Raw genomic sequence first — 24,764 nt, forward strand, 5'->3', positions numbered from 1 at the left:
TCCCTTAGCCGATGCGCTCGGCGCGGCCGAAGATGCCCTGCGGCCGGAACAGCAGGATGAGGATGAGGATCACGAGGGCCGTGGCGTACTTGAAGTCGCCCGGCAGCACGAGGTTCGTGAGCTCGACGATGATGCCGATGATCATCGAGCCGACCAGGGCGCCGTACGCGGTGCCGAGGCCGCCGAGGGTGACGGACGCGAACATGAGCAGCAGCAGCTGGAGACCGGTCTGCCAGTTCACGCCGTTGAGCACGAGGCCGAGCATCACGCCGGACAGGCCGGCGAGGCCCGCCGCGAGCGTCCACACGAAGCGGATGACGCGGTCGACGTCGATGCCCGAGGCCGCGGCGAGCGCGGGGTTGTCCGACACCGCGCGCGTGGCACGACCGAAGCGGGTCTTCGCGAGGAAGAGCCCGGTGCCGACGAGCACGACGAGCGCGACCGCCATCGCGACGTAGGACTGCACCGTCAGGGTGAGCCCGGCGAACGTCACCGTCTCGGGGTTGCCCTGCTGGATGCGGACGGTCGAGGCGCCGAACAGGTACTGGAAGGCGTACTGCGCGGCGATCGACAGACCGATCGTCACGATCATGAGCTGCGTCAGGCTGATCCGCTTGCGCCGCAGGGGCTTCCAGATCGCGGCGTCCTGCAGGTACCCGGTCGCGGCGCAGAGCAGCGTCACCACGATGCCGGTCAGCCAGATGTTCCACCCGAGCTGGTTCGCGAAGACGTAGGCCAGGAGCCCGCCGAGGGTGACCTGCTCGCCGTGCGAGAAGCTCGACAGGCCGGTGGTGCCGTAGATGAGCGAGAGGCCGACCGACGCCAGCGCGATGAGGAGCCCGAGGCGGATACCGGACGCGAACTGCTGCCAGGCCCGCGCGGGCGTCACGCTCGACGTGTCGGTGTCGGTCGTCGCGCCCTTCTGGTCGGAGAGCTGGAAGATCTGCCCGACGTTGGCGTTCAGCGTGGCGTTCACCTTGCGCTCGGCGTCCGCGGCGTTCGTCAGGTACTGGCCCTTCGGCAGCGAGGACTGGTCGACGCTCACCGTGTACTGGCCGGCGGTCGTGACGCTCACCGACCACCGACCGGTGGCGTCGGTCGTCGCGGTCTGGTCGAAGGACGCGGGTCCGGCGACCTCGACGTCGATGCCCTTCGCCGGCTTGCGCTCGGAGTCCAGGATCGTGCCGCGGATGCAGCCGTTGGTGGGGCTGACCGTGCAGGGCCCGGTGGCCGCCGTCCCGCCGGCCGGGCTGGTGCCGGCCGGGCTGCTGCTGGCGGACGGACTGCTCGTCACCGCGTCGGCTGCGGGCGACAGTGCCCAGTCGACCGCGAAGGTGGCGAGGAAGGCGAGGAAGAGCACGGCGGCGAGGACCAGGCGGCTGCGGCCTGGTGCCCCGCGGCGGAATCGGCGCATGAGCGCAGACCCCGGCGGAGTGATGGAACCCACGGATGAGCCTCTCGTTCGGATAGTCGAGGACCCTAGGGATTTTTTGTGTCCCCCGTGTTTCCGTCACGTCTCCTGCACAAATCGTGCTGCATTCGTGACCGATCCCCTGTCGATCCGCATGAATCCGCCCGTCCGGCCGGTACAGCGGTCGGCGCGAGGGCCGCCGAGTGCCCTCCGGGAGGGGTCACGACGCACCATCCCAGCGGTCCCCCAGCGTGGATCTGCTCAGGCGCAGGAATGGCGCCTCGCCCGGGCGCGTTACCATTGCCCATCGGGAACCCGACGGTGCGTTGCCGGTGCAGCAGACCACTTCACCTCGCCCACGAAGGGGACCCATGGACCAGCCGGATCCGTTCGGATTCATCGGACTCACGTACGACGACGTCATGCTCCTCCCCGGGCACACCGACGTCATCCCGAGCGAGGCGTCCACCACGTCCCGGCTCACCAAGCGCATCTCGGTCGCCGTCCCGCTGCTGTCCGCGGCGATGGACACCGTGACCGAGGCCCGCATGGCCATCGCCATGGCGCGCCAGGGCGGCATCGGCATCCTGCACCGCAACATGTCGATCGAGGACCAGGCGGCCTACGTCGACAAGGTCAAGCGGTCCGAGTCGGGCATGATCACGAACCCCGTGACGACCCGTCCCGACGCGACCGTCGCCGAGGTCGACGCCGTGTGCGGGCAGTTCCGCGTCTCCGGCCTGCCGGTCGTCGAGGAGGACGGCACGCTCGTCGGCATCATCACCAACCGCGACATGCGGTTCGTCGCCCCGTTCGAGATGGGCACCACGCTCGTCCGCGACGTCATGACGAAGGCCCCGCTCATCACGGCGTCCGAGGGCATCGACCCCGAGGACGCGGTCGCGATCTTCGCGCAGCACAAGATCGAGAAGCTGCCCCTCGTCGACGAGTCCGGCCGCCTGACCGGGCTCATCACGGTCAAGGACTTCGACAAGAGCGAGAAGTACCCGGACTCCACCAAGGACGACGAGGGCCGACTGCGCGTCGGTGCCGCGATCGGCTTCTTCGGTGACGCCTGGCAGCGCGCCGAGGCCCTGCGCGACGCGGGTGTCGACGTGCTCGTGGTGGACACCGCGAACGGCGAGAGCGAGGGCGTGCTCGACATGGTCCGTCGCCTGAAGGCGGACCAGTCGTTCGCCGGCATCGACGTGATCGGCGGCAACGTCGCGACCCGTCAGGGCGCCCAGGCGCTCATCGACGCGGGCGTCGACGCGGTCAAGGTCGGCGTCGGCCCCGGCTCGATCTGCACGACCCGCGTGGTCGCCGGCGTCGGCGTCCCGCAGGTCACCGCGGTCTACGAGGCGTCGCTCGCGGCCCGCGAGGCCGGCGTCCCGGTCATCGCCGACGGCGGCCTGCAGTACTCGGGTGACATCGCCAAGGCGCTCGTCGCCGGCGCGGACACCGTGATGCTCGGCTCGCTCCTCGCCGGCACCGACGAGTCCCCGGGCGACCTGGTGTTCGTCGGCGGCAAGCAGTACAAGGCGTACCGCGGCATGGGCTCCCTGGGCGCCCTGCAGACCCGCGGCGAGAAGACCTCGTACTCGAAGGACCGCTACTTCCAGGCCGACGTCCCCTCGGACGAGAAGCTCATCCCCGAGGGCATCGAGGGCCAGGTGCCCTACCGCGGCTCGGTGGCGAACGCCGTCTACCAGCTCGTCGGCGGGCTGCGGCAGTCGATGTTCTACGTCGGCGGCCGGACCGTGCCCGAGCTCAAGGCCCGCGGCAAGTTCGTCCGCATCACGGCCGCGGGGCTCAAGGAGTCGCACCCGCACGACATCAAGATGGTCGTCGAGGCCCCGAACTACCGCGGCTGACCGACCCTCCCGCTCGTCCCCACGTCGGCGGTTCCCCGCAGCGCCACCCCGCTGCGAGGAGCCGCCGACGTGCTGTTCCCGGGGACGTTCCGGCACGGCCGTCGAGGTCCGCGTCCACCGGACAGGACCGGTCCTCCCCGGCCAGCGGCGGGCCCGAGACCGTCCGGACGGACTCCTCATCAGGGGTTCCCGGGCGGCCGCTCAGATGAGTCACGGGTCTGTAACGAAACGTCCAGGGGAGGATCTCGGACACACACGCGAAACACATCGGCCCTAGTTTTCTCGGCAACCCACGCAGAGGACACTGCGCTCGACCCGATGCGGTCAGGCCTCCGCGCAGAGAAAGGGCTCCACGGATGATCAGAACCACCCGTGCCACCACGGCACTGGCAGTGGCGGGAGCGGCAGCGCTCCTCCTCGCCGCGTGTTCCACCAGCGGCAGCGCCGAGTCCACGTCCTCGGCCTCGGCCGGCGGGGCGAAGAAGGACCCGGCGGCGAGCTGCAAGGCTCCCGCCACCCCGGGTACCGACGCGCTCAAGATCGGCACGATCCTGCCGCTCACGGGGACGCTCTCGTACCTCAACCCGCCCGCGGAGTCCGGGGTCGGCCTGGCCGTCGAGGACATCAACGCCGCCGGCGGCGTGCTCGACAAGGACGTCAGCATCGACCCGGCGACCGACTCGGGCGACAGCAACGACATGACCGTGTCGAGCTCGGCCGCGACGAAGCTCGTCAACGCCAAGGTCCCGGTCGTCATCGGTGCGGAGTCGTCCAGCGTCACGCTGAACGTCATCGACCAGCTGACGAGCAGCTGCATCGTGCAGATCTCCCCGGCGAACACCGCGACCTCGCTGTCCGGCTACTCGTCGCACTACTTCCGGACCGCTCCGCCGGACTCGGTGCAGGGTTCGGCGCTCGGCCAGCTCATCACGGGTGACGGCAACGCCAAGGTCGCGTTCCTGGTCTTCAACGACACGTACGGCACCGGCCTGCGCGACACCGTCCAGAAGGCCATCGAGTCCTCGGGCGGCCAGGTCGTCTACGGCGGCAAGGGCAAGGGCCAGGAGTTCCCGCCGGGCCAGACGACGTTCTCGTCCGAGGTCACCGCGGCGCTCGCCACGAAGCCCGACGCGATCGTGGTCCTCGCCTTCGACGAGACGAAGTCGATCGTCCCCGAGCTCAAGTCGCAGAACGCCGACATGGCGAAGATCTACATGTCGGACGGCAACACGGCCGACTACTCGAAGGACTTCGACAAGGGCACGCTGGCGGGCGCGCAGGGCACCATCCCCGGCGCGAGCCCGAAGGACGAGCTGAAGCAGCGTCTGTCGGACTTCTACCAGAAGACCGCCGGCAAGCCGCTCGCCGACTACTCGTACGCCGCTGAGTCCTACGACGCCACCACCCTCGCCGCGCTGGCCGCGGTCGCGGGCAAGGGCACCGACTCCGGCACCATCCAGGCCAACATGGCCAAGGTGTCCGGTGCGGACGGCGGCACCGAGTGCTCGACCTTCGCGGACTGCAAGAAGCTGCTCGACTCCGGTCAGCAGATCCACTACACCGGCCCGTCCGGCATCGGTCCGTTCGACAAGAAGAACGACCCGTCGAGCGCCTACATCGGCATCTACAAGTTCGACGGCGACAACAAGCCCGTGTACCAGAGCGCCATCCAGGGCTCGGTCTCGAAGTAACCACTGCACGGCAGCGAGCACGACGGTCCCCCGCGGAACTCCCGCGGGGGACCGTCGCGTTCCCGGGGGTCGTCGCGTGCGCCGGGAGCGCTGTCACGCGCACGGGGCCGGGCCGCGTGCACCGAGCACCGTCGCGGGAAGACCCGGATGACCGGCCGGGAGGCGCGCCCCGCCCCCGTCAGACCGCCTCGACCACCGCGGGTGCGAGCGCCCGGCGCCGCGCTGCCCGAGCGGCCACGAAGCCGTCGACGGTGAGCACCACGAGCGCGACCCACACGATCCCGAAGCCGATCCACCGTGCGGGCGGCATCGCCTCGTGCTGCACGACCACGCCGACCAGGAGCTGCATCACGGGCGCCAGGTACTGCGTCAACCCGAGTGTGGACAGGCTCACCCGCCGGGCCGAGGACGCGAAGAGCAGCAGGGGCACCGCGGTCGCCGGGCCGGTCAGCACCGTGACGACGGTGTGCCCCCAGCCCGCGCTCGCGACGGTCAGCCCGCCGCCGAGCCCGGTCACCCCGAGCACCACGAGCGTCCCGACGGCGATCGGCAGCAGCCAGACGGTCTCGAGGGTCAGCCCGCTCAGCGCGTCCACCCTCCCGCCGACACGCTTCTTCACCAGGCCGTACAGCCCGAACGAGAACGCGAGCACGAGCGAGATCCAGGGCACGTGCCCGTACCCGATCGCGATGACGACGACCGCGACGACGCTGATGCCGACCGCGGTCCACTGCGCCGCACGCAGGCGTTCCCGCAGCACGACGACGCCGAGGGCGATCGTGACGAGCGGGTTGATGAAGTAGCCGAGCGCGGCCTCGACCGTGTGCCCGGTCGTCGTGGCCGCGACGTACACCGTCCAGTTCACCAGGATGAGCACCGCGGCGAGCCCCATCACGAGCATCACGCGACGCCGGGCGAGCAGGGAGCGGGTGCGCAGCCACGAGCGGGTGACCGCGATGGCGACGACGCAGAACAGCAGCCCGAAGACGATCCGCCACGCGACGATCTCGAACGCGCCGGCCGGGGCCATCGCCGCGAACAGCAGCGGCATGAGCCCCCAGAGCCCGTACGCGACGATCGCCTGCACGACCCCGACGGTCGCCTCGCTGCGGGCCGGTCGGGGGGACGTCGGTTCACTCACGGAACCATCCTAGGAAGCCGGACCGACGCGGCGGACGGACACCGCGCCTCCCGGCCGACGAGCCCCGGGACGCGACGCGACACGGCGGACCGGCGCCGCGCCTCCCGGCCGACCAGCGCCCGCGCCGCGACCGGCACTCTACCTGCGTGCGCCCCCGGGAACGCGAGAACGCCCCGCCGGCCGGAGCCGAGCGGGGCGTTCGTCAGGTGCTGGGTGTCAGCGCTCGATGACCGCGAGCACGTCGCGAGCCGAGAGGACCAGCAGGTCCTCGCCCGAGTACTTGACCTCGGTGCCGCCGTACTTCGAGTAGATGACCTTGTCGCCGACGGCGACGTCGAGCGGGATGCGGTTGCCGTTGTCGTCGATGCGACCCGGTCCGACGGCGACGACCTCGCCCTCCTGGGGCTTCTCCTTCGCGGTGTCCGGGATGACCAGACCGGAAGCGGTGGTCTGCTCCGCCTCGACCTGGCGGATGACGATGCGATCCTCGAGCGGCTTGATGGTGACGGCCACGGTGACCTCTTCTTTCTCGGTACTGACTCGGTACAGATGGGAACCGGGTTGGCACTACGCACAGGAGAGTGCCAACGCCAACTCTAGGGGCTGCCTGGCACTCGGTCAATCCGAGTGCCAGCACGTGTCGGGCCGTCCGGCGACCTGCGAGGATCGTCGGGTGGACGCCGCCGAACTCGCACAGCTGCTGACCCCCGCGGGGATGGCCCTGCTCGACCGTACCCCGAGCGTCTCCGACGGGGGCGAGATCGTCCGGGTGGTCTCACGGCTGCGCGCCGAGGGCCACGACCCGGCCCTCGTCGCCGGGGTGCTCACGCAGGCGAAGCTCCGGCAGAAGGCCCGCGGCAAGTTCGGCGACTTCGCCGCGCGCATGCTCTTCACCGAGGCCGGCCTCGAGCAGGCGACCCGGCTGCAGGTCGCCGCGCAGCACGCCGGCCGGTTCGCCGCCGCGGGACTGACCCGCGTGGCCGACCTCGGCTGCGGGATCGGCGGCGACGCCATGGCGATGGCGGCGCTCGACCTCGACGTCACCGCGGTCGACCGCGACGAGGTCACCGCGGCCGTCGCGACGCACAACCTCGCGCCGTGGCCGAACGCCCGGGTCGAGCTCGGCGACGCCGCGGCGTTCGACACCGCGCGCGTCGACGGTGTCTGGATGGACCCCGCCCGGCGGACGGCCGGTCACGCGAACACGAAGCGCCTGGCCGACCCGGACGACTGGTCGCCCTCGCTCGACACCGTGTTCGCGACCGCGACGACCACCCCGACGGGCGTCAAGCTCGGACCGGGCATCGACCGCGACCTCGTGCCGGACACCGCCGAGGCGCAGTGGGTGTCGGTCGACCGCGAGGTCGTCGAGCTCGTCCTGTGGTTCGGCCCCCTCGCGCGCCCGGGCGTCCGCCGGGCCGCGACGGTCATCGGCGCGCACGGCGTCGCCGAGCTGACCGGGGCGGCGGACGCCGAGGACGAGCCCGTCGGGCCGATCGGCGACTACCTGTACGAGCCGGACGGCGCCGTCATCCGCGCACGGCTCATCGGGGACCTGGCGCGCTCGATCGACGGCCGGATGCTGTCCGACGGCATCGCGTACGTCACGTCCGACCGGGCCGTGTCGACGCCCTTCGCGCAGGGGTTCCGGGTCCTCGACACGATGCCGCTCGACGTCAAGAAGCTGTCCGCGCGGCTCGCCGCCGACGACGTCGGCACGGTCGAGGTGAAGAAGCGCGGGGTCGACGTCGACCCGGCGCAGTTCCGGAAGCGGTTGCGGCTGCGCGGCCGGCGGTCGGTCACGCTCGTGCTCACCCGTCTGGAGGGACGGCACACCGCGGTCCTGTGCGAGCGCCTGGGCGACGTGGCGGCCTGAGCGCGGGGCGCCGTCGGCCCCCGGGGCGAGCCGGGCCGGACGGGTGCGTGGTCGCGCTGGGCTGCGCGCTGCGCGCCAGTGCCGTGCGCCGGGGGCCGTGCGCCAGCGCCGGGGGCCATTCGCCGTGCGCTGTGCGCCGTGCGCGGGCGGACGCGGCGCCCCCGACGACGAGAGCACCCCGCGGGTCCCGCGGTGTGCTCTCGTCGTGGCTGCTGTGGTCGGCTCAGCCGATGAAGGCGCCCGAGTCGTAGTCGTAGCCGTACGGGTCGGAGTTCCCCGCCGTGATCCCGACGATGATGACGATCCCCACGATGAGCACGTACAGGCCGGTGAGGACCCAGCCACCGATGATGCCGGCGAGCGCGAGCCCCCGGCCAGCCTCACCGGTCTGCTTGATCTTGCCGAGGGCGATGTGCCCCATGATCGCGCCGGCCGGGCTGGTCAGGATGACGAGCGGCCAGATGATGATGCCGGCGTAGGCGAACACGATCGACAGGATCGCGAGCGTGTTCGTCTTCGGACGCTGGGCGTACGGCTGGTAGCCCGTCGAGGCGTACGGCGCCGCGTACGGGTTCGCCGACTGCTGCGCGTACGGGTTCTGCCCGTACGCGTTCGACGGCTGCTGCCCGTACGGGTTCGACGGCTGCTGGCCGGAGAGGTTCTGGGACGCGTACGGGGACTGGCCCGCCGCGGGCGCCTGGCCCGGCTGCTGCGACGGCGCGGCGTAGGGGTTCTGCCCCTGCGGCGCGCCGTACGGGTTCTGCTGCTGGCCGGGCGCCTGGTGCCCTGCCCCCGGGTACTGCTGCTGCGAGGGCGCGGCGTACGGGTTCTGCTGCTGGCCGGGCTGGCCCTGGTGCTGGCCGGCGGCCTGCTGACCGGTGCCCGGGTACTGCTGCTGCTGCTGCTGCTGCTGCTGCTGCTGCTGCTGGGCACCGTACGGCTCGTGCGACGACTGCTGCCCCCCGGCACCCTGTGCCGACGATCCCTGGCCGGACTCCGCCCACGGGTCCGCGCTGCCGGGCGTCGTCGCACCGTGTGACTGCGCGCCCTGCTGTGCGTCGTCGGAGCCCCGCTGCTCGCCCGGCTTCGGCCACTGGTTCTGATCGGACACCGTTCCACCCCTCTCGACGCCCCGGTCGGTCGGCGCCTCACTGGATCCTCCCACAGACGGCCCCGCCCGGTGCTGGAGGGGCGGCCCGGTCAGACCTGGACGGTCGTCACCGGCAGGGTCGAGTCGGCCGCGAGCCCGAGGTCGCTCGGCGCGTGCCCCTCGGCGACCAGGCGTGCGCCCACCGCGGCGATCATCGCGCCGTTGTCGGTGCACAGGTCGAACGGCGGGATCCGCAGCGCGACCCCGGCGGCGGCGCAGCGTTCCTCGGCCACGGCCCGGAGCCGCGCGTTCGCGACCACGCCGCCGCCGAGCAGCAGCCGGTCCACGCCGGTGTCCCGGCACGCGGCGAGCGCCTTCGTCAGGAGCACGTCGACCACGGCCTCGCGGAAGCTCGCGGCGACGTCGGCGACCGGGACCTCGCGGCCCTCGTCGCGGCACTTCTCCACCCAGCGCGCCACGGCCGTCTTGAGCCCCGAGAACGAGAAGTCGTAGCGGTGCGCGGCCATGTCCTTCGGCAGGGTCAGCCCGCGGGGGAACCGGATCGCCGTCGGGTCGCCCTCGGCCGCCGCACGGTCGATCTGCGGGCCGCCGGGGTACGGCAGGCCGAGGAGCCGCGCGACCTTGTCGAACGCCTCGCCCGCGGCGTCGTCGATCGTCTCGCCGAGGAGCTCGACGTCGCCGACCAGGTCGCGCACGAGCAGCAGCGAGGTGTGCCCGCCGGACACGAGGAGCGCCACCGTCGGCAGCTCGATCGCGGAACCGTCGGCGCGCAGGACGTCCGCACCCACGTGCCCGACGAGGTGGTTCACGCCGTACAGCGGCTTCCCCGTCGCGACCGCGAGGGCCTTCGCCGCTCCGACGCCGACCATGAGGGCGCCCGCGAGGCCCGGGCCCGCGGTGACCGCGACCGCGTCGAGTTCGTCGAGCGTCACGCCCGCGCGGTCGAGCGCCTCGTGCAGGGTGGGCGTCATCGCCTCGAGGTGCGCCCTGGCGGCGACCTCGGGCACGACACCGCCGTACCGGGCGTGCTCGTCCATGCTCGACGCGATGACGTTGGCGAGCAGCGTGGTCCCGCGGACGATCCCCACGCCGGTCTCGTCACAGCTCGTCTCGATGCCCAGCACCAGGGGTTCAGCCGCGCTCATCGAGGGTCTCCTGTCCGACGGGTCCGACGGTCGACGTGGTGGGAGCGGCGGCGGGCAGTTCCGCGCGCATCACCCAGGCGTCGACGCCGTCGGGTTGGTAGTAGCGGGGGCGCACGGCGATCCGTTCGAAGCCGGCCGCCGTGTACATGGCCTGGGCCACGGGGTTGTCGGCGCGGACCTCGAGGAACACCTCGTGCACGCCGCGACGCCGTGCCTCGTCGAGCATCTCCGTGAAGAGCGCCTTCCCGACGCCCCTCCCCCGCTGCTCGGCCGCGACGGCGATGGTCTGCACGTCGGCGACGGGGTTCCCCGCGAGCGAGGACAGGCCGCCGTACCCGACGATCGACGGAGCCCCGTCGTCGGTGGTCTCCACCACGACGTAGTACCCGTGCGGGGACCACAGCTCGCCGGACATCTGCGACGCCGACCACGCGTCCGTCGGGAACGAGACCCGCTCGAGCCACATCACGTCGTCGAGGTCCTGCGGCACCGCCCGGCGCATCCGCAGCCCGTCGGGCAGGGACGGTGCGCTCACCGGACCACCCGCTTCGGGGCCCCCGGCACCGTCACGTCGGGGTCGCGCAGGTACAGCGGGCTGTCGTCGGCGAAGGGCGCGCCGGAGGCGAGCCGGTCCGCGGCGAGCGCCCCGAGCCTCCAGGCCGGGATGGTCGCGACGGTCACGCGGTCCCAGCCCACCGCCTCCGGACGGGAGGCGCGGATCGCCTCGTCCAGGTCGGCGGGCCTGGCGAGTCCCGGCCCCGCGACGCGCGTGCCGGTGCGGTCGTAGGCGCTCCAGTAGACCTCGCGCCGGCGCGCGTCCGTCAGGACGACGAACGGCCCGTCCTGCTCCTGGTCGGCCGCGACCGCGTCGTGGCTGACGAGCGGGAGGACGGGGACGCCGCGTGCCGCGGCGAAGGTGCGCGCGGCGGCGATGCCGACGCGCAGGCCGGTGAAGGGCCCCGGCCCCATGCCGGCGACCACGCCGGTGACGTCGGCACCGGTGATGCCGGCCTCGGCGAGGACCTCGGCGAGGAACGGGCCGACGACCTCGGCGTGCCGGCGGGAGTCGTCGGTGCTGCGCTCGGCGACCGCGCGGCCGGAGGCGGGGTCGACGACGGCGACCGAGGTGCCGGCGGACGTGTCGATGGCGAGGAGCACGCGTCCATCGTAGGCGCGTCGGAACGCGCGGGATCTTTCCCCCTTGCCCCGTGAACTGATGTTCAGTACGTTGCACATCAGACACCTCGATGGAAGGAGACTCATGAAGAACGTGAAGCCTGCCACCGCAGCGACACTCACCGCGATCATCGCCGCGACGGTCCTCGTGCCGACAGCGGGTGCTTCCGCTCAGACCGGACCCTCGACTCCGGCGATGCAGCATGCCGCGACGAGCCCGACCCTGAACGGCACTGGCGAAGGACAGGATCCCCGTGGCGTCGGCGGAGTGGCGAAGGCCCTCTACGCGGGTTTCAAGGCGGCAACTTCCCCACGCGACGCGGCGAAGGTCCTCTCGTGGGCGAGCGTCGTGGGGAGGTCATCGTTGCCGAACGGCGAGACGGCCGACCTCGAAGCCGACTACTTCGACCGCTGACCCGGGGTGGCGCTCTGTGTGCGGAGCGCCACCCCCGCCGGAGGAATCATGAAGAGACGGATGCTCTGTGCAGCCTCTGCCGTGGTCGTCAGCAGCTACACGCTGCTCGCCCTCGTCCTCGCGGGCCCGGTCACTCCGATCAGTTTCGCGCTCGCGCCCATCGCACATCGCATCGAACCCTGGTTCTCGCAGAGCTGGCAGCTCTTCGCCCCCGATCCGATCAGCGAGGAGCGAGGAGTCCTCGCCCGGCTCGCCTGCCGACGCGGAACCACCGAGTTCACCGACATCACGACCCCGGCGATCGTCAGGTCCAACTCGAGAAGGGTCTTCCCGTCGAGGGAGAGCCGGATCGTGAGCAACCTCCTCGTCCAACGGTTCATGCAAGACCCCGTCAGCCAACGCCTCGCGGAGAAGGACATCGATCGCCCGCGCGAGCTCACCGAGGTGGCCCGCAAGGCGGAACGGGACGCCGAACAGACATCGGCCCGCTACGCCGCACACCGGGTGGGTTGCGCCGACGGTTCGCAGGCCTCGGCGGCCCAGTTCCGGTACGTGTTCCACCGGTTCCCTGGCTGGTCCAGACGGACTGCGGAGGACGACCAGGAGAACACGCGCGTGGAGGAATCCGGATGGGTCGTGCTGCAGTGACCGCGATCGTCGATCGCATCATCCGTTGGTTGAGTGACCGACCGCATTCGCCCACTGCGGTTTGTCTCCTCAGGGCCACGGTCGGCCTCGTCTCCGTGGCGTTCTACGTCACGGGATACGCTGAGCGGCGCTTCTTGTTCGGACCGGACGGCCTGTACGGCGCGGACATGACACGTGCCCTCCTCGCCGAACGCGGCGCAGTCAGCCTGTACATGGTGAGCGATTCCCCAGCCTGGTTCGAGGCCGTCTTCCACACAGGTCTTGCGCTCGCCGTCCTGGTCACGGTCGGCGTCGGTGGTCGCGTCTTGCTCGGATTGCACGGCGCCTTCATCTGGTCGTTGTACATGACGAATCCCACGCTCATGGACGGCGGAGACAACCTCGTCGTCCTGGTGATCCCCTTCCTCCTGCTCACCAGGTGCTACGACCGGATCGCGGTGCCATCGAAGCCGAGGCGCGGCGCGCCCACGATCGGGACATCCGTCGCCCACAACACCGGGCTGCTCCTCATCGCCGCGCAGGTCTGCATCGTCTACCTCCTCGCCGGTCTCTACAAGGTCCAGGGCCAGCTGTGGCAAGACGGCACAGCGCTCTACTACATCCTCCGAGTACCAGAGTTCTTCTGGCCGGAGGTCACTCCGCTCCTCTTCCACTTCGGTTGGGCCCTCGTCGTTGCCGCTTACGCGACCGTGCTGGTGTCCGTCTTCTTCCCCGCTTTCGTACTGTTCCGGGCCGGGCGGCCGATCGCCGTCTCCGCGATGGTCGTGTTCCATGCCGGGATAGCGCTGCTCATGAACCTCACGTCGTTCGCACTCGTGATGATCGCCCTCGACCTCGTCTTCGTCGATGCACATGCCGAGCGGATGACCCGCCGGGCCGTGCTGGTGGTTCGAACAGCCACGCGCGCGGTCACGCGGACGATCAGGAAGGTGCACCGTGAACCTGTTCCGTCGTTCGAGGAATGACACAGGGGCCTGGATCGCCGGCAAGGTGGACGCGACCGGTCATCTGGAGATGCTGCGCGACCACGTCGAGCCGTACGCTCCCGAGCGCCTGGTCGAGTGGGGCAGCATCACGAAGGCGGTCACGGCGACCGCCGTGCGGATCGCTGTCGACCGGGGTCTGATCGAGGACGGCCACGAGGTCGCTCGGGTGGTCCCCCGACTGACGGGAGCGCACTTCTCCGTCGACGAGGTTCTCCGTCATCGTTCGGGCCTGCCTCGCATGGCCCACCCGATCAGAGCGTTCTTCCAGCGCGACCCGTACGCCGACGTGGTCGGACGCCGCCTCGACCCGGCGGTCGTGACGCCGTTGCTCCGCCGAGGCGACCTCCTCTACTCCAACCTCGGGTACGCCGTCCTCGGCGAGGTCCTCGACGAGGTGACCGGCGACTGGTGGGCGTGGGCCACCGACGAAGTCCTCCGTCCAGCGGGAGTCAAGACCGCGGTACTCCACCCTCCGCCGAGGGATCGCGTGCTGCCGCGGGACCGCGGCGGCCGCGCACTCACGCCATGGTCCGTCGGTGCGGGACCGTACGCCGCAGCCGGCGGTGTCTGGTCGACGTTCGACGACCTGTGCTCGTTCCTCAGCACCGCGTTGCTGACCTCGGGGACGCCGCCCGGCTGGCAACGAGCGCCGGGAGCCGACGTGATCAACGGCGCGACCCGCCACAGCCGAGCGTGCGCGATCAGACCGCTCGACGGGACTCAAGTCGTGGTCGCTCATGGCCTCGGTCTCGGCACGCGGCTGGAGCGGATGACGGTGGAACTCCTGAAGGAGATGCGCTCCGGAGGCACGCACCGTCCCTGAACCGCGGGCGTCCTCGTGGCGATGACGAGCGGACGTCCCCCGGAGTGGGGTACGTCACGGTGCTGTCGAGAACGGCGTGTCGACCGACAAGCCACCCTGCGGGCCGTCGGGTCGGCCCGCAGGGTGCGGTGATCCACGGAAGGCCCGCACCCAGGAAGGGTCCGTCATGCGCAACCGTACCGTCCGGGTGGTCCTCACCACCGCCCTCCTCGCCTCGGCGCTCGTCGCCGCTCCCCTCGCCCAGGCGCCCGACCACGCGGAGGCGGCCACCCCGCCGAAGCGCGCCGGCACGTTCGTCCAGACGTTCCGCGAGGACTTCACCACCCCGGCGGCGGCGAACGGCCGGTTCGCTGCGCGGTACCAGGACTCCTGGCAGCCCTACCCCGACGGCATGGGCGACGGGAAGTACTGGTCCGGCTCGCAGGTGAGCGCGCACGACGGCGTGCTCGACGTCACGCTGAGCGGGTCGCGCGGTGCTGCCGGCACGTTCGGCACGAAGCGCGGAGCCTGGTCGAACGTCGGCGGCTCGTTCAGCGTGCGGGCGAAGGCGGTCGGCGCGGACGGGAACGGCGCGGCGTTCATCCTGTGGCCGACGTCGAACGTCTGGTCCGAGGGCGAGCTCGACTTCCCCGAGGGCGACTTCGACGCGGAGCCGTGGGCCCACCACCACTCGATGACCCCGGGCAACGAGGTCCAGGCCGTCAGCGCCGGCACCGGCGTCTCGTGGCGGCAGTGGCACACCTACACGATCCAGTGGATCCCGGGGAAGAGCGTCACGTACCTCGTCGACGGTCGGGTGCTGCAGACCGTGACCCGCGACGTGCCGACGACGCCGCACCGCTTCATGTTCCAGACCGGGAACTGGGGCAAGGCGGGGCACCTCACCATCGACTGGGTGTCGATGTCGGCCTACCGCCCCTAGGCGCCGACGCGGCACCGGTCCCCGGCGCCCGGGGTCATGCCCCGGGCGCCGGGGGCACGGCGGTCAGAGCGTGGTGTCCGCCCACCGGGCACCGGTCGCGGTGACGACCACGCGACGCGGCTCGTCGGGCACGTCGTCCGGGTCGGTGGCCTCGGCCTCGGGTCCGTCGTGGCCGGCCGGGGCCGCTCCGCCGGTGGCCCGGGTGATCTCGATTTCGAGCACCGCGTCCGAGACGCCGTCGACGAAGCCGCGCCCCCACTCGACCACGACGATCGAGCCGTCCCAGTCGAGGTCGAGGTCGTCGAGCTCGAGCGGGTCGGACAGTCGGTAGGCGTCCACGTGCACCAGGTCCGGGCCGGCCGTCGTCGGGTGGGTCCGGGCGAGCACGAACGTCGGGCTCGACACCTGGCCACGAGCGCCGAGTGCGGCGCCGAGGCCGCGCGTGAGGGTGGTCTTGCCCGCCCCGAGCGGTCCGGTCAGGACGACCAGGTCGCCGGCCCGGAGCACCGCGGCGAGCCGGGCACCGAGCGCGGTCGTCTCGTCGGTCGTCGAGACCGTGGTGTCGAGCAGGACGCGGGCAGCACCGTCGAGGGCGGCGTCCTGCACGCCGTCGTCCGCGCGCTCGTCGGTCACGGCTGCTCCCCCCGCAGCCACGAGCCGACCCGGCCCTCGACCTCGTGCCCCTCGTACTCGCGCGGCACCCGGGCACCGATGCGGCAGGTGATCTCCTCACCGATGGTGCCGAGCGCCTCGCCCCACTCGATGACGGTCATCTCGTCGTGCTCCCCCGTGCCGAAGAGCACGACGGTGTCCCCGACGCGCACGTCGTCGTCGCCGACGTCGACGAGGAACTGGTCCATCGCGACGCGACCGGCGACCGGGTACCGGCGTCCGGCGATCGTCACCTCGACCCGCCCCTGCGCGCGACGCGGCACCCCGTCGGCGTACCCGACCGGGACGAGCGCCAGCGTGGTCTCCCGCGCGGTGCGGTAGGTGTAGTCGTAGGAGACGCCGGTGTCGACCGGGACGCGCTTGGTCTTCGCGACCGAGGCCGTCAGGGTCATCACCGGCTCGAGCCCGAGGTCGGCCGCCGAGACGCCGTCCGCACCGGGGATGCCGAACAGGTTCGCCCCCATCCGGACCATGTCCTTGCGGAACTCCTTGCGCTCGAGCCCGGCCAGGGACGCGGCGACGTGCTCCAACGGCACGTCGAGCCCGAGGTCCTCGGCCTGTGCGACCGCGGCGTCGAAGACCGCGACGGCCGCGCTGTCGTCGTCGTCCGACGACTCGGCGAGGTGCGTGTACGCGGCGACGACCTCGATGCGACCGGCACGCTGCGCGTCGACGGCGAGCGCGACGAGCGCGGGCCAGGCGTCCGGGGTCGCACCGTCGCGGTGCAGGCCGGAGTCGACCCCGAGGTGGACCCGGGCCGGACGCTGGTCGACGGCGTCGACGACCCGCTGGAGCTCGGCCGCGTTCGAGACGCCGAGGTCCACCGCGGAGTCGATCGCGTCGCGGAAGTCGAGTGCGGGGTCGTGCTGCCACGTGAACAGGTGGACGTCCTCGCCGACGCCGATCGCGCGCAGGCGCAGCGCGTCGGGGACCGTGAGCACGCCGATCCACCGGACACCGGCGTCGACGGCCGCGAGGGCGATCGGTTCGAGGCCGTGTCCGTAGGCGTCGGCCTTCATGATCGCCATCACCTCGACCGGCTCCATCCAGCCCCGGACCAGGTCGAGGTTCGAGCGGTAGGCGTCGAGGTCGATCCGGGCCCGTCGCAGCGGCGCGTTCACGTCGTCCTCCGTTCGACGCTGCGGCCGACCCGGGCGACCACCTCGTAGTTGATGGTGCCGATCGCGGTGGCCCACTCCTCGACCGCGGGGTCGCCGTCGGCCGGGTCGCCCCAGAGCACGACCTCGTCGCCGACCTGCACGTCCGCGTCGCCGATGTCGATGTGCACGGCGTTCATGGCCACGCGGCCCACGACCGGGAACCGACGGTCACCGATGCGCACCGAGACGTGGTTGCCGAAGTCGCGGTCGAACCCGTCCGAGTAGCCGAGGCCGATCACCGCGAGCCGGGTGTCGGTCGCCGCCCGCCAGGTGTAGCCGTAGCTCACCCCGTCGCCCGCCGGCACCTGGACCGTCCGGAGCACCGCGGCGGTCACGCGCATGGCGGGGCGCAGGCCGAGGTCGGCCGAGGTCCGGTCGGCGAAGGGGCTCAGGCCGTACAGCGCGAGACCGACCCGGGCGGCGTCGTGCCGGGTCTCGGGGACGGCGATGCCCGCGGCACTCGCGGCCAGGTGCACCACGTCCGGGACGACACCGTTGGCCGCGAGTCCGTCGAGCGCGCGCCGCAGGGCGGCGTCCTGGTCGAGGTCGTCGGCGCGTGACGCGTTCGACAGGTGCGACATGAGTCCCTCGACCCGTGTCCGCCCGCCCTGCTGCCGGATCCGTCCCGCCACCGCGAAGAGCTCGGCCCACTCGGACTCGACCGCACCGTTCCGGCTCAGCCCGGTGTCGACGCACAGGTGCACGGCGGGGACCTCGGAGTCGGCTGCGGCGGCGAGCTGCTCGACGCTCGACACCGCGGGGGTGACGTCGTACTGTGCCGCGCGCCGGAAGTCCTCGTCGGGGGCGTGCAACCACGCGAGGATCCGCACGTGCCGGTCGACCCCGGCCTGGCGGAGCGCGATGCCCTCGTCGAGGTCGGCGACGCCGAGCCACTCCGCGCCCGCGTCGACGAAGGCCCGCGCGGCGTCGAGGGCCCCGTGGCCGTAGCCGTTCGCCTTGACGACCGCGATGACCCCCGCCGGTGCGACCCGGTCGGCGACGGTCGCGTAGTTGGCGATGAGCGCCTCGCGGGAGACCGTGATGCCCGTGTACGCGCTCATGCGCCCTTCCCTTCGATGACGACGAACGCCGTCGCGATCCCGCCGTCGTGCGAGAGCGACAGGTGCACCGATGCGACGCCCCGGTCGTCCGCGACGCGCTGGGCGCCCTCGTGCAGGGTGAGCGACGGGTTCCGCTGGTCGTCCGCGACGACCTCGAGCTCCTGCCAGCTCAGCCCCGCGCTCGACCCGAAGGCCTTGATGAGCGCTTCCTTGGCGGCGAACCGCGCGGCCAGCGAGGTCACCGACCGGGGTTCACCGTCGCGCAGCAGTTCGGCCGGGGTGAACAGCCGCGCCCGGAGCGCGGGGGTGCGGTCGAGCACGCTCCGGAACCGCTCCGTGTCGACGACGTCGACCCCGATGCCGATGATCACCGCGACTACTCGACGGTGACCGACTTCGCGAGGTTCCGCGGCTGGTCGACGTCGAGTCCCTTGGCCGCGGCGAGCTCCATGCCGAACATGTGCAGCGGCGCCACGGCGAGCAGCGGCTCGAACAGCGGCGTCGCGAGCGGGATGCGCAGGACCTCGTCGGCGAAGGGCAGCACCGCGGCGTCGCCTTCCTCGGCGATCGCGATCACCCGGGCACCGCGGGCGCGGATCTCCTGGATGTTCGAGACGACCTTGGGGTGCAGCGAGCGCGGGTCGCGCGGCGACGGCACGATGACGAAGACGATCTGGCCGGGCTCGATCAGGGCGATCGGCCCGTGCTTGAGCTCGCCCGCAGCGAAGCCCTCGGCGTGGATGTACGCGAGCTCCTTGAGCTTGAGCGCACCCTCGAGCGCGATCGGGTAGCCGACGTGGCGACCGAGGAACAGCACGCTGCGGGTGTCCGCCATCCACTTCGCCAGCTCGGCGACCCCGGACGCGTCGTCGATGGTCTGCTGGAGCTTCGGCGCGAGGCCCTCGAGCTCGGCGACCTGCTCGGCGATCTCCTCGGTGGTGAGCGTCCCGCGCAGGGTCGCGAGGTGCAGCCCGAGCAGGTACAGCGCGACGCCCTGGGCGATGAAGGCCTTGGTCGACGCGACCGCGACCTCGGGACCGGCGTGCGTGTAGATCACGGCGTCGGACTCGCGCGGGATGGTCGCGCCCTGGGTGTTGCAGATCGAGAGCACCTGGGCGCCCTGCTCGCGGGCGTACTTGACGGCCATGAGCGTGTCCATGGTCTCGCCGGACTGGCTGATCGAGACCACGAGCGTGCGCCCGTCGAGCACGGGGCTGCGGTACCGGAACTCGTGCGCGAGCTCGACCTCGACCGGGATGCGGGCCCACTGCTCGATCGCGTACTTGCCGAGGATGCCGGCGTAGGCCGCGGTCCCGCAGGCGATGACGATGACGCGGTCCACCTGCTGCAGGCGGTCGGCGATCGGGTCGAGGTCGGTGAGGGTCACGGCGCCGTCGTGGACGCGGCCGAGGACGGTCTTGGCGACGGCCTCGGGCTCCTCGCTGATCTCCTTCGCCATGAACGAGCTCCAGCCGCCCTTGTCGGCGGCGCTGGCGTCCCAGGTGACCTCGAACTCGACGGGCGTCGCCGGGGAGCCGTCGAAGCCGATGACCTCGACCCCACCGGGCCGGATCGTGGCGATCTCGTCCTGGCCGATCGCGAGCGCGCGCTGCGTGTACGCGACGAACGCGGCCACGTCGGAGCCCATGAAGTTCTCGCCGTCGCCGAGGCCGACCACGAGCGGGGAGTTGCGGCGGGCACCGACGACGACGCCCGGCTGCTCGGCGTGCACGACGAGGAGCGTGAAGGCGCCCTCGAGTCGCTGCACGACCTGCTGCATCGCGGTGGTCAGGTCGCCGGTCTCGCGGAACGCCCGGCCGACCAGGTGTGCCGCGACCTCGGTGTCGGTCTCGCTGCTGAAGGTCACGCCCTCGGCGAGGAGTTCGTCCTTCAGCGGCGCGAAGTTCTCGATGATGCCGTTGTGGATGAGGGCGAGCTTGCCGCCGTCGGCCAGGTGCGGGTGCGCGTTGCCGTCGGTGGGGCCGCCGTGCGTCGCCCAGCGGGTGTGGCCGATGCCCGTTCCGCCGTCGGCGATCGGGTGCTCGGCCAGGTCGTCGACCAGGGCCTGGAGCTTGCCGGCCTTCTTCGCCGAGGCGAGCTCGTGCCCGCCGTCGACGACGGCGATGCCCGCCGAGTCGTAGCCCCGGTACTCGAGCCGCCGCAGCCCACCGAGGAGGACCTCCTGGCTGCTCTTGTCACCGACGTAACCCACGATTCCACACATGCCGACGATCCTACGGTGTGTCCGGCCGCCCACCCTGCGGAGCACGGGTACCGGGGATAACGTTTGGACCATGGGCCGCTTCGACGACATCGCGATCACCACACTGCAGGGCGAGCAGACCACCTTCGGACAGTTCTCCGACCGGGCGGTGCTCGTCGTGAACGTCGCCTCGCGCTGCGGGCTGGCACCCCAGTACGAGCAGCTCGAGGCGCTCCAGGAGACCTACGGCCCGCGGGGCTTCACGGTGCTCGGCTTCCCGAGCAACCAGTTCCTGCAGGAGCTCGGCTCGTCCGAGGCGATCGAGGAGTACTGCTCCACCACGTGGGGCGTGACCTTCCCGATGTCCGAGAAGGTCAAGGTCAACGGCAAGGGTGCCCACCCGCTCTACCAGGCCCTCAAGGAGACCCCGGACGCCTCCGGCAAGGCCGGCCGCGTTGCGTGGAACTTCGAGAAGTTCCTCGTCGCCCCCGACGGCACCGTCACCCGCTTCCGTCCGACGACGAAGCCCGACGCCCCCGAGGTCGTCGCCGCCATCGAGGCGGCGCTCCCCGCCTGAGCCGACCGGGCCGGTCCGGCACGCGCCGGTGCCGGCAGCACCGGTCCGGCACGCGCCGGTCCGTGCAGCACCGGTCCGTGCAGCGCCGGTCCGTCGGATGGCGCGCGGACGCGCGCGCGGCACCGGACGGGAGGCGCGGGGCACGTGAGCCGGTCGGCGCACGTGCCCCGCGCCTCCCGTCTGTACGCTCGTGCCCATGCCGATCACGGAAGCCACCGTCGCGCACCCGACCCCGTTCGTGGAGATCCCGCGCGCGGAGTGGTCGCAGCTCGCGCCGAGGGAGCACCTGTCGCTCACCGAGACCGAGGTCGTGCAGCTGCGCGGCCTGGGCGACCGGCTCGACATGCAGGAGGTGCAGGAGGTCTACCTCCCGCTGTCCCGCCTGCTGACGCTGTACGCCGCCGGTGCCCGCGACCTGCACGCCGAGACGAGCCGGTTCCTCGGCGAACGCGCCGGGCGCACGCCGTTCGTCATCGGCGTCGCCGGGTCCGTGGCGGTCGGCAAGTCCACCGTCGCCCGCCTCCTCCGCGAGCTGACGAAGCGCTGGCCGGACACCCCGCGCGTCGAGCTCGTGACCACCGACGGCTTCCTGTACCCGAACGCCGAGCTCGAGCGTCGCGGGATCATGGACCGCAAGGGCTTCCCGGAGTCCTACGACCGACGGGCGCTGCTGCGGTTCGTCAGCCAGGTGAAGAGCGGCGCGACCGAGGTGCGGGCGCCGTACTACTCGCACCTGGTCTACGACATCGTCCCGGACGCCGAGATCGTGGTGCGGCAGCCCGACGTGCTCATCGTCGAGGGGCTCAACGTGCTCGCGCCGCCGGTGCACGGTCGTCTGGCGCTGTCCGACCTGTTCGACTTCACGATCTACGTCGACGCGAAGACGAAGGACATCGAGTCCTGGTACGTCGACCGCTTCCTGGCCCTGCAGCAGGAGGCGTTCGCGAGCCCGGACTCCTTCTTCCACCGGTTCGCGTCGTTGTCCCGCGAGGACGCGGTCGACACCGCGACGAAGGTGTGGCGGGCGATCAACGAGCCGAACCTGCTCGAGAACGTGCTGCCCACGCGCTCCCGGGCGACCCTCGTGCTCAAGAAGGGCGCGAACCACAAGGTGCACTCGGTGCTGCTCCGCAAGATCTAGCGGGGCGCGGGGCGCCGGGCGGCGCGGGGCGCGGGTCCGCGGCATGGCGCCGCCCAGCGCGACGTGCTCCCGCACAACGGAAAGCAGCTCGCACCACGTGATCACGTGGTGCGAGCTGCTTTCCGTCGTGCGAAGTTCGGCCCGGACGTCCGGGCCGGCAGCCAGCCGGGCCGGACGAGCCCGCCTGGCAGCGCCGCGCCGGCCCGCGCCCTACGCCGCCGCGTCGAGCGTGAGCCGCGAACGCACGACCGCCGCGAGCTCCTCGGCGACGCGCTGGGCCTCGTCCTGCGAAGCCGCCTCGACCATCACGCGCACGACGGGCTCCGTGCCCGACGGCCGGAGCAGCACACGCCCGGCGTCCCCGAGCGCAGCGGTGGCCGCGGCGACCGCGTCCTGCACGCCCTGGTCGTCGAGCCCGTGCCGGTCGACGCCCTTCACGTTGAGCAGCACCTGCGGGAACACGGTCATGCACGACGCGAGCTCCTGCAGGGTCTTGCCCGTGCGTGCCATCTCGGCCACCAGGTGCAGGCCCGTGAGGACGCCGTCACCCGTGGTCGCGTAGTCGCTGAAGATGATGTGACCGGACTGCTCGCCACCGAGCGAGTAGCCGCCCTCGGTCATCCGCTCGAGCACGTAGCGGTCGCCGACACCGGTCTCGAGCACCGTGATGCCCGCGTCCGCCATGGCGCGCTTGAGCCCGAGGTTCGACATCACGGTCGCGACGAGCGTGTCGTCGACGAGCATGCCGCGCTCCTGCATCGACAGCGCGAGGATCGCCATGATCTGGTCGCCGTCGATCGCGTTGCCGGCGGCGTCCACCGCGAGGCACCGGTCAGCGTCGCCGTCGTGCGCGATGCCGACGTCCGCACCGGCCGCGAGCACCGCGGCGGCGAGGTTGTCGATGTGCGTCGACCCGACACCGTCGTTGATGTTCATGCCGTCCGGGTCGGCACCGATCAGGGTGACCCGGGCCCCGGCGTTGACGAACACCTCGGGCGAGACGCCGGCCGCGGCACCGTTCGCGCAGTCGAGCACGACGTGGATGCCGTCGAGCCGGTGCGGGAGCGTGCCGAGCAGGTGCACGACGTAGCGGTCCTCGGCGTCGGCGAACCGGGTGATCCGGCCGACGTCGGCGCCGGTGGGCGTCGGAGCGGACTGGTCGTGCATGGCCGCTTCGATGCGGTCCTCGACCTCGTCCGGCAGCTTGCGGCCGCCCGTGGCGAAGAACTTGATCCCGTTGTCGGGCGCCGGGTTGTGCGACGCGGAGATCATCACGCCGAAGTCGGCGTCGATGTCCGCGACGAGGAACGCGGCAGCGGGGGTGGGGATGACCCCGGCGTCGAGCACGTCGACGCCGGCGGAGGCGAGCCCGGCCGCGACCGCGGCACCGAGGAACTCGCCGGAGACGCGCGGGTCGCGCGCCAGGACCGCGCGGGGACGCGGTCGACCGGACGCCCGACGGGCGTCCGCATGGTGTCCGTGCGTGAGCACGGCCGCGCTGGCCTGGGCGAGACCCAGAGCCAGCGCGGCCGTCAGCTCGCCGTTGGCGAGTCCACGAACACCGTCGGTACCGAACAGACGCGGCATTGCGATCGGGTCCGTCGCGCGACTAGCGCTTCGAGAACTGCGACGCCTTGCGGGCCTTCTTGAGACCGGCCTTCTTGCGCTCGATGACGCGGGCGTCACGGGTGAGGAAGCCGGCCTTCTTGAGGGTGGCGCGGTTGTTCTCGCGGTCGATCTCGTTCAGCGCACGCGCGATGGCGAGGCGGAGCGCACCGGCCTGACCCGAGGGGCCACCACCCGTGATGCGGGCGACGACGTCGTAGGCACCGAGGAGCTCGAGCACCTTGAACGGGTCGTTGATCAGCTGCTGGTGCAGCTTGTTCGGGAAGTAGTCCTCGAGCGTGCGGCCGTTCACCACGAAGGTGCCGGAGCCCGGGACGAGGCGCACGCGGGCGATGGCCTCCTTGCGGCGCCCGACGGCACCGCCCGAGACGTTGAGGATCTGGCGGGGAGCGGCCTCCGAGGACGCCGGGGCGCTCTCGGTGGTGAAGCTCTCCGGGGTCTGGTCGAGGGAGTCAGCGATCTGAGCCATGAGTGTTGTCAGTCCTTGATGTCGTCGTGGCCGGAACTACTGTGCGACCTGGTCGAAGGTGTACGCCTTGGGCTGCTGCGCGGCGTGCGGGTGCTCGGGGCCGGCGTAGACCTTGAGCTTCTTGAGCTGCTCACGGCCGAGCGTGTTCTTCGGCAGCATGCCGCGGATCGCCTTCTCGACGGCGCGGGTGGGGTGCTTCTCGAGCATCTCCGGGTAGGAGGTCGCCGTGAGGCCGCCCGGGTAGCCCGAGTGACGGTAGTAGACCTTCTTGGCGAGCTTGGAGCCGGTGAGGGCGACCTTGTCCGCGTTCACGATGATGACGAAGTCACCCATGTCCATGTGCTGGGCGAAGGTGGCCTTGTGCTTGCCGCGCAGGAGCGCCGCGGCGTGGGTGGCGAGACGGCCGAGGACGACGTCGGCTGCGTCGATGACGATCCAGTCGTGCTGGACGTCTGCCGGCTTCGGGGAGAACGTACGAGTCACAGGAGTGCTGCTTTCGTGTCGAGGTGAGGAGTCCGTGAATCCCGCTCCGGTGGGTGTTCCGTGGACGACGTCCGCGGAACCGCCCGGTGGAGGGCTCATCTGACTGTCCGGCGCACGGGGCGCACAGACCAAGGTGAGAGCCTACCCGACGCG

25 protein-coding genes are annotated in these 24,764 nt (G+C 71.6%); 10 read left to right on the forward strand and 15 right to left on the reverse strand.

Going from position 1 to position 24,764, the window contains the following annotated elements; all coding sequences use genetic code 11:
- Nucleotides 1-4: 4 nt before the first annotated feature.
- A complete protein-coding gene (locus tag QOL15_RS15385; protein ID WP_253181542.1) occupies nt 5-1,447 on the reverse strand; it encodes a branched-chain amino acid ABC transporter permease in 1,443 nt (480 codons plus the stop codon).
- A 335-nt stretch (nt 1,448-1,782) separates the two neighbouring features.
- Here QOL15_RS15385 and guaB point away from each other — a divergent pair, with 335 nt between their 5' ends.
- Both guaB and QOL15_RS15395 read left to right on the forward strand, forming a co-directional pair.
- The gene (guaB, locus tag QOL15_RS15390) at nt 1,783-3,285 is read left to right on the forward strand and encodes an IMP dehydrogenase (RefSeq protein WP_071246094.1); all 1,503 of its coding nucleotides are present in this window, start codon (nt 1,783-1,785) and stop codon (nt 3,283-3,285) included.
- 356 nt (nt 3,286-3,641) lie between these two features.
- The gene (locus QOL15_RS15395; RefSeq protein WP_065959959.1) at nt 3,642-4,976 is read left to right on the forward strand and encodes an ABC transporter substrate-binding protein; all 1,335 of its coding nucleotides are present in this window, start codon (nt 3,642-3,644) and stop codon (nt 4,974-4,976) included.
- A 178-nt stretch (nt 4,977-5,154) separates the two neighbouring features.
- Here QOL15_RS15395 and rarD read toward each other — a convergent pair whose 3' ends face one another.
- Nucleotides 5,155-6,117 (reverse strand): EamA family transporter RarD, encoded by a 963-nt coding sequence (gene rarD, locus QOL15_RS15400; RefSeq protein ID WP_071246092.1) that lies wholly within the window; start codon nt 6,115-6,117, stop codon nt 5,155-5,157.
- Nucleotides 6,118-6,333: 216 nt separating this feature from the next.
- Nucleotides 6,334-6,630 carry a co-chaperone GroES gene (gene groES, locus QOL15_RS15405; protein ID WP_065959962.1) on the reverse strand — a complete coding sequence of 99 codons (297 nt, stop codon included), beginning with the start codon at nt 6,628-6,630 and terminating at the stop codon, nt 6,334-6,336.
- Between the two features lie 160 nt (nt 6,631-6,790).
- Here groES and QOL15_RS15410 point away from each other — a divergent pair, with 160 nt between their 5' ends.
- A complete protein-coding gene (locus tag QOL15_RS15410; protein ID WP_065959964.1) occupies nt 6,791-7,993 on the forward strand; it encodes a class I SAM-dependent methyltransferase in 1,203 nt (400 codons plus the stop codon).
- A 223-nt stretch (nt 7,994-8,216) separates the two neighbouring features.
- Here the strand turns inward: QOL15_RS15410 and QOL15_RS15415 are convergent, their stop codons facing one another.
- The 4 genes from QOL15_RS15415 to tsaB all read right to left on the reverse strand — a co-directional run bounded on the left by QOL15_RS15415 (nt 8,217) and on the right by tsaB (nt 11,407).
- Complete coding sequence (locus QOL15_RS15415; RefSeq protein ID WP_305404781.1) at nt 8,217-9,104, reverse strand: DUF4190 domain-containing protein; 888 nt, start codon at nt 9,102-9,104, stop codon at nt 8,217-8,219.
- A gap of 89 nt (nt 9,105-9,193) precedes the next feature.
- Nucleotides 9,194-10,249 carry a tRNA (adenosine(37)-N6)-threonylcarbamoyltransferase complex transferase subunit TsaD gene (tsaD, locus tag QOL15_RS15420; protein WP_065959966.1) on the reverse strand — a complete coding sequence of 352 codons (1,056 nt, stop codon included), beginning with the start codon at nt 10,247-10,249 and terminating at the stop codon, nt 9,194-9,196.
- Nucleotides 10,236-10,784, reverse strand: a complete 549-nt coding sequence (rimI, locus tag QOL15_RS15425) for a ribosomal protein S18-alanine N-acetyltransferase (RefSeq protein ID WP_370692407.1) — start codon at nt 10,782-10,784, stop codon at nt 10,236-10,238. Before rimI ends, tsaD begins: the two co-directional genes overlap by 14 nt.
- Nucleotides 10,781-11,407: a tRNA (adenosine(37)-N6)-threonylcarbamoyltransferase complex dimerization subunit type 1 TsaB gene (gene tsaB, locus QOL15_RS15430; protein WP_071246088.1), complete on the reverse strand. Its 627-nt coding sequence runs from the start codon at nt 11,405-11,407 to the stop codon at nt 10,781-10,783. The genes rimI and tsaB overlap by 4 nt, the downstream gene beginning before the upstream one ends.
- 103 nt (nt 11,408-11,510) lie before the next feature.
- On the opposite strand from tsaB, the gene QOL15_RS15435 reads away from it, so the two are divergent.
- The 5 genes from QOL15_RS15435 to QOL15_RS15455 all read left to right on the forward strand — a co-directional run bounded on the left by QOL15_RS15435 (nt 11,511) and on the right by QOL15_RS15455 (nt 15,219).
- Entirely contained in the window at nt 11,511-11,840 is a 330-nt protein-coding gene (locus tag QOL15_RS15435; RefSeq protein WP_065959969.1) for a hypothetical protein, read from the forward strand.
- Nucleotides 11,841-11,921: 81 nt separating this feature from the next.
- Complete coding sequence (locus QOL15_RS15440) at nt 11,922-12,488, forward strand: DUF5819 family protein (RefSeq protein ID WP_071246086.1); 567 nt, start codon at nt 11,922-11,924, stop codon at nt 12,486-12,488.
- A complete protein-coding gene (locus QOL15_RS15445) occupies nt 12,485-13,453 on the forward strand; it encodes an HTTM domain-containing protein (protein WP_071246084.1) in 969 nt (322 codons plus the stop codon). The genes QOL15_RS15440 and QOL15_RS15445 overlap by 4 nt, the downstream gene beginning before the upstream one ends.
- Nucleotides 13,425-14,297, forward strand: a complete 873-nt coding sequence (locus QOL15_RS15450) for a serine hydrolase (RefSeq protein WP_139197348.1) — start codon at nt 13,425-13,427, stop codon at nt 14,295-14,297. The genes QOL15_RS15445 and QOL15_RS15450 overlap by 29 nt, the downstream gene beginning before the upstream one ends.
- Before the next feature lie 166 nt (nt 14,298-14,463).
- Nucleotides 14,464-15,219 carry a glycoside hydrolase family 16 protein gene (locus QOL15_RS15455; RefSeq protein ID WP_071246082.1) on the forward strand — a complete coding sequence of 252 codons (756 nt, stop codon included), beginning with the start codon at nt 14,464-14,466 and terminating at the stop codon, nt 15,217-15,219.
- 63 nt (nt 15,220-15,282) lie between these two features.
- On the opposite strand, the gene tsaE is transcribed toward QOL15_RS15455, so the two are convergent.
- Genes tsaE through glmS form a run of 5 tightly spaced genes read right to left on the reverse strand, consistent with a single transcriptional unit; the run spans nt 15,283 to nt 20,336 of the window.
- Entirely contained in the window at nt 15,283-15,789 is a 507-nt protein-coding gene (tsaE, locus tag QOL15_RS15460; protein ID WP_071246242.1) for a tRNA (adenosine(37)-N6)-threonylcarbamoyltransferase complex ATPase subunit type 1 TsaE, read from the reverse strand.
- Between the two features lie 59 nt (nt 15,790-15,848).
- Nucleotides 15,849-17,012 carry an alanine racemase gene (alr, locus tag QOL15_RS15465; protein ID WP_071246080.1) on the reverse strand — a complete coding sequence of 388 codons (1,164 nt, stop codon included), beginning with the start codon at nt 17,010-17,012 and terminating at the stop codon, nt 15,849-15,851.
- Nucleotides 17,009-18,112, reverse strand: coding sequence for an alanine racemase (gene alr / locus QOL15_RS15470; protein WP_071246078.1), 1,104 nt, complete (start codon nt 18,110-18,112; stop codon nt 17,009-17,011). The genes alr (QOL15_RS15465) and alr (QOL15_RS15470) overlap by 4 nt, the downstream gene beginning before the upstream one ends.
- Nucleotides 18,109-18,483, reverse strand: a complete 375-nt coding sequence (locus tag QOL15_RS15475; protein WP_065959981.1) for a holo-ACP synthase — start codon at nt 18,481-18,483, stop codon at nt 18,109-18,111. The genes alr (QOL15_RS15470) and QOL15_RS15475 overlap by 4 nt, the downstream gene beginning before the upstream one ends.
- A gap of 5 nt (nt 18,484-18,488) precedes the next feature.
- Nucleotides 18,489-20,336 (reverse strand): glutamine--fructose-6-phosphate transaminase (isomerizing), encoded by a 1,848-nt coding sequence (glmS, locus tag QOL15_RS15480; protein ID WP_065959984.1) that lies wholly within the window; start codon nt 20,334-20,336, stop codon nt 18,489-18,491.
- 70 nt (nt 20,337-20,406) lie between these two features.
- Here glmS and QOL15_RS15485 point away from each other — a divergent pair, with 70 nt between their 5' ends.
- Nucleotides 20,407-20,892: a glutathione peroxidase gene (locus QOL15_RS15485; protein WP_065959985.1), complete on the forward strand. Its 486-nt coding sequence runs from the start codon at nt 20,407-20,409 to the stop codon at nt 20,890-20,892.
- A 196-nt stretch (nt 20,893-21,088) separates the two neighbouring features.
- Entirely contained in the window at nt 21,089-22,033 is a 945-nt protein-coding gene (gene coaA / locus QOL15_RS15490) for a type I pantothenate kinase (protein WP_071246076.1), read from the forward strand.
- 210 nt (nt 22,034-22,243) lie between these two features.
- Here the strand turns inward: coaA and glmM are convergent, their stop codons facing one another.
- The 3 genes from glmM to rplM are packed head-to-tail and all read right to left on the reverse strand — an operon-like array spanning nt 22,244 to nt 24,611.
- Entirely contained in the window at nt 22,244-23,620 is a 1,377-nt protein-coding gene (gene glmM / locus QOL15_RS15495; protein ID WP_071246075.1) for a phosphoglucosamine mutase, read from the reverse strand.
- Between the two features lie 22 nt (nt 23,621-23,642).
- A complete protein-coding gene (gene rpsI, locus QOL15_RS15500) occupies nt 23,643-24,128 on the reverse strand; it encodes a 30S ribosomal protein S9 (RefSeq protein ID WP_065959990.1) in 486 nt (161 codons plus the stop codon).
- Nucleotides 24,129-24,164: 36 nt separating this feature from the next.
- Nucleotides 24,165-24,611 (reverse strand): 50S ribosomal protein L13, encoded by a 447-nt coding sequence (rplM, locus tag QOL15_RS15505; RefSeq protein WP_065959992.1) that lies wholly within the window; start codon nt 24,609-24,611, stop codon nt 24,165-24,167.
- Between the last annotated feature and the right edge of the window lie 153 nt (nt 24,612-24,764).

This window comes from Curtobacterium sp. MCBA15_012 (genome assembly GCF_001864935.2).
Lineage (GTDB): Bacteria > Actinomycetota > Actinomycetes > Actinomycetales > Microbacteriaceae > Curtobacterium.